Origin of the sequence: Herbaspirillum lusitanum P6-12 (assembly GCF_000256565.1) — a bacterium.
In the GTDB taxonomy this organism is placed as follows: Bacteria; Pseudomonadota; Gammaproteobacteria; order Burkholderiales; family Burkholderiaceae_D; genus Herbaspirillum; species Herbaspirillum lusitanum.
In genome coordinates, this window is the sequence record NZ_AJHH01000712.1 from 1 (window position 1) to 2,930 (window position 2,930).

The 2,930-nt window shown below is 58.6% G+C and carries 6 protein-coding genes; 4 read left to right on the forward strand and 2 right to left on the reverse strand.

Annotation, left to right across the window (positions count from 1 at the left end):
- The 3 genes from HLUSI_RS30310 to HLUSI_RS0123165 form a co-directional block, all read left to right on the forward strand.
- Nucleotides 1-363: hypothetical protein (locus HLUSI_RS30310; RefSeq protein WP_040503826.1), on the forward strand; the 363-nt coding region annotated here is incomplete at its 5' end.
- A gap of 133 nt (nucleotides 364-496) precedes the next feature.
- Nucleotides 497-943 carry an SRPBCC family protein gene (locus HLUSI_RS0123160; protein WP_016836206.1) on the forward strand — a complete coding sequence of 149 codons (447 nt, stop codon included), beginning with the start codon at nucleotides 497-499 and terminating at the stop codon, nucleotides 941-943.
- Nucleotides 944-999: 56 nt separating this feature from the next.
- Nucleotides 1,000-1,314, forward strand: a complete 315-nt coding sequence (locus HLUSI_RS0123165) for a YdcA family protein (RefSeq protein WP_050977767.1) — start codon at nucleotides 1,000-1,002, stop codon at nucleotides 1,312-1,314.
- 12 nt (nucleotides 1,315-1,326) lie between these two features.
- On the opposite strand, the gene HLUSI_RS0123170 is transcribed toward HLUSI_RS0123165, so the two are convergent.
- The gene (locus HLUSI_RS0123170) at nucleotides 1,327-1,962 is read right to left on the reverse strand and encodes an ABC transporter ATP-binding protein (protein ID WP_016836208.1); all 636 of its coding nucleotides are present in this window, start codon (nucleotides 1,960-1,962) and stop codon (nucleotides 1,327-1,329) included.
- A gap of 103 nt (nucleotides 1,963-2,065) precedes the next feature.
- A complete protein-coding gene (locus tag HLUSI_RS0123175) occupies nucleotides 2,066-2,581 on the reverse strand; it encodes a DUF421 domain-containing protein (RefSeq protein WP_016836209.1) in 516 nt (171 codons plus the stop codon).
- A 229-nt stretch (nucleotides 2,582-2,810) separates the two neighbouring features.
- Here HLUSI_RS0123175 and HLUSI_RS33095 point away from each other — a divergent pair.
- On the forward strand, nucleotides 2,811-2,930 hold a 120-nt coding region (locus HLUSI_RS33095), incomplete at its 3' end, for a LysR family transcriptional regulator (protein WP_157137982.1).

Genomic DNA, 2,930 nt, shown 5'->3' on the forward strand with positions numbered 1-2,930 from the left:
AGTGGGTCAGAGTGGGTCAGTTTTCGATGCAAATCTACAGTAAAGCACAATATTGCTTTAAGCGAATTGATTATCCAAGACGCGGCCTCTAAGATCATGGACAAAGAAGTCGACAGATATTACATATTAACTACCCACAATATCTGTGAACCGACGGACGCTTTGAATGAGAAGATAGCGAGAGTTAAGGCTCTTTACAATTGTCAACTTATTGCCAATGGCGTCATTCCTTCAATTAAGTACTATTTGCGCCTCTTAAGTGACCCAAGTGTGGTCTTTCCTAAATATGTCGAGCTGCTCTTAAAAGATAAAGCAATTAAACATGAGCACAGGGAAATATGGAATAAATTGGCTATCGAATGATTGTAGGCTGCTTGTTCTGGATATAACCAATAGTCAATGCGCTTGGACTGGGCTCTGTGACATCCCCATCCCCATCCTCAAATTTGTACGCGAAACTTAGCCTATAAAACGCAGCTTCAAAGGAGCCTTTACCATGCCCACCGGAACCGTAGAACTCCACCGCATCCTCCGCACCACCCCCGACAAAATCTACCGCGCCTTCACCGACGCGGCCGCCCTTGCCAAGTGGCTCCCGCCCTACGGCTTCACCTGTACCGTGGAGCATCTGGAAGCCAAGGTCGGCGGCACTTTCCGCATGTCGTTTTCGAATTTCACCAGCGGCAACGGCAACTCTTTCGGCGGCGAATACAAGGAGCTGGTGCCGAATGAACTGGTTCGCTACACCGACAAGTTTGACGATCCGAATCTGCCTGGCGAAATGCAGGTGACGGTGAAGTTGAAGCCGGTGCTGACCGGCACGGAAGTGCGCATTACGCAGGCGGGGATTCCGGAAATTATTCCGGTGGAGATGTGCTATCTCGGCTGGCAGGAGTCGCTGCTGCAGCTGGCCAATCTTGTCGAGCCGAATATTCCCGGCTAGCGCAAGACGCTCTTTCGCAAGTCCCGATCACAATAAAAAAAGGGAGGCTGACGGGGATGAAGGCCGCTGGATTTTTGCTTGCTCTGATGCTGGTTGCTGCGCACCACTCCGGGGTTGCGGCCAACACGCCTTGCTCGGGGAAGAAGGGCGGCGTCTCTCATTGCGCCGGTGCGGAATTCATCTGCAATGACGGTTCCGTCAGCGCGTCGAAGAAGGTCTGTTCCATGTCCAACCGGCAGCAGTTGTTGCCGCTTGCGAAGGACGATGATGACGGTGGCTGCAGTTGCCGCAGCCACCGCTACTGCACCGGACCGCGCGGCGGACAGTTCTGCTATACGGACAGCGGGAACAAGAGTTATCGGCGCCGCTGACTCTGATTTTCCTCAGTCGCCCAGGTCGATGATTTCACGCGCCGCAATCTCCGCCGGCGTCTCATAAAAACTCGCCACCCAAACCTGCGGACTCTGATCGCCCTGCTCCGCAAAACCCGCCAGCACCTCGCTCACAAAATTGATCGAACTCTTGTCCAAACTGGCGAACGGATCGTCCAGCAAATTCACCGCCGCGCCTGCAGCGAACGCCCCCGCCAGATACACCTTGCGCTTGCTGCCGGTCGACAGCATGAACAGCTTCTTCTCCGCGTGCGGCGTCAGCGACAGTCCTTCCAGTAATTCCGGCAGCGCGGCGTCGTCGAAGTCGGGGAACCGCGCCTTCACCGACGCAAAATAGTCCGGCACGCTCAGTTGGTCGAAGGCTTCCGTGCGCGGGTCGACGTAGTAAACCTGTTGCTTGTATTGCGCTGCTTGCTCATCCAGGCGGACGCCGTTGATGGCCAGTTGGCCGCTGCTTGCCTTGAGCTCGCCGGCCAGCACGCGGATCAGGCTGGTCTTGCCGCGCCCATCGCCGCCGCGGATGACGGTGACGCCGGCGGGCAGGGCCAGCGAGATGTTCTTGAACACTTCATGGTCGGGGTAGCTGAAGCTCAGGTCGGTGGCTTGCAGGATGGTCGGGCTGGTCATCGGATTCGGTGGGTTCTGTGGCTGCGGTGGATTGCTGGTGTCGTCATGCGGACTGCTGCTTGCCGACGCGAGAGGCGATTGTAAATCACCTGCGCCGGCCGGATCAGTGCAGCCGCTCCGCCGGCGAATTTGCGTCGCGCAGCGTGATGGTGATCTCGCCATTGCGCTCCAGCACTGCACGCGCCACGTGGTCCAGCGTGGCGCCGTCTTCCTTCTTGCGCAGCGCGACGTCGATGTCGCGATCGCTGATCAGGCCGGCGCGCATCTGGTGCGGGTCTTTGCGGCCGTCCTTGACGAGCAGGCGTTCGGTGCCGCTGATGAGGTCGTCGAGCCAGGCCCAGCGCGTGACCAGCACGCCGATCAGGCGGTGCAGCAGCACCAGCACGGCGCCGGCGGCGAGCGTGGGCGGCAGCGGCGAGGCGCCGACGATGGCGCGGCTCAGGATCGCGCCCAGCAAGACCGTGATGCACAGGTCGAAGGCGCTGCGTTGGCCGAACGAGCGGCGCCCGGCGATGCGCAGGAAGATCAGCGTGAAACAGAACACGATCAGCGCCCGTATCGCCATGGTGGCGGCGCTGAGGTCGTTGGAGGCTTCGATGAGTTGGCGGATGTCTTCCATGCGGTTTCCTGAGGTGTACTGAATGCTGAGTAATGGGGGCGGCGGTGCGCGAGTCGCCATTGTGCATGAGCCTCCGTGGCGAGCGCCAGTGTCGGCCAGCGACTTCCGCTTTAAAATCTTGTCGTCAAGGCAATGCCGAAACGGCATGGGACATTCCCATGCCGTATTTGTATAGTGTCATGCCGGAAAGTATGCGGCGGTCAATGCCTGCCAGAGAGAGCGCGAACAAATGGAAATCAAATGGGTGGAAGACTTCCTGTCGGTGGTCGAGACGCTGAACTTCAGCCGTTCGGCCAAGCTGCGCAACGTCACGCAGCCGGCCTTCGGTCGCCGCATCCGTTCGCTGGAA

Coding starts and splice junctions, on each gene's coding strand:
- HLUSI_RS0123160 (WP_016836206.1), top strand. CDS start 497: ATGCCCACCGGAACCGTAGAACTCCACCGCATCCTCCGCACCACCCCC.
- HLUSI_RS0123165 (WP_050977767.1), top strand. CDS start 1,000: ATGAAGGCCGCTGGATTTTTGCTTGCTCTGATGCTGGTTGCTGCGCAC.
- HLUSI_RS0123170 (WP_016836208.1), bottom strand. CDS start 1,962: ATGACCAGCCCGACCATCCTGCAAGCCACCGACCTGAGCTTCAGCTAC.
- HLUSI_RS0123175 (WP_016836209.1), bottom strand. CDS start 2,581: ATGGAAGACATCCGCCAACTCATCGAAGCCTCCAACGACCTCAGCGCC.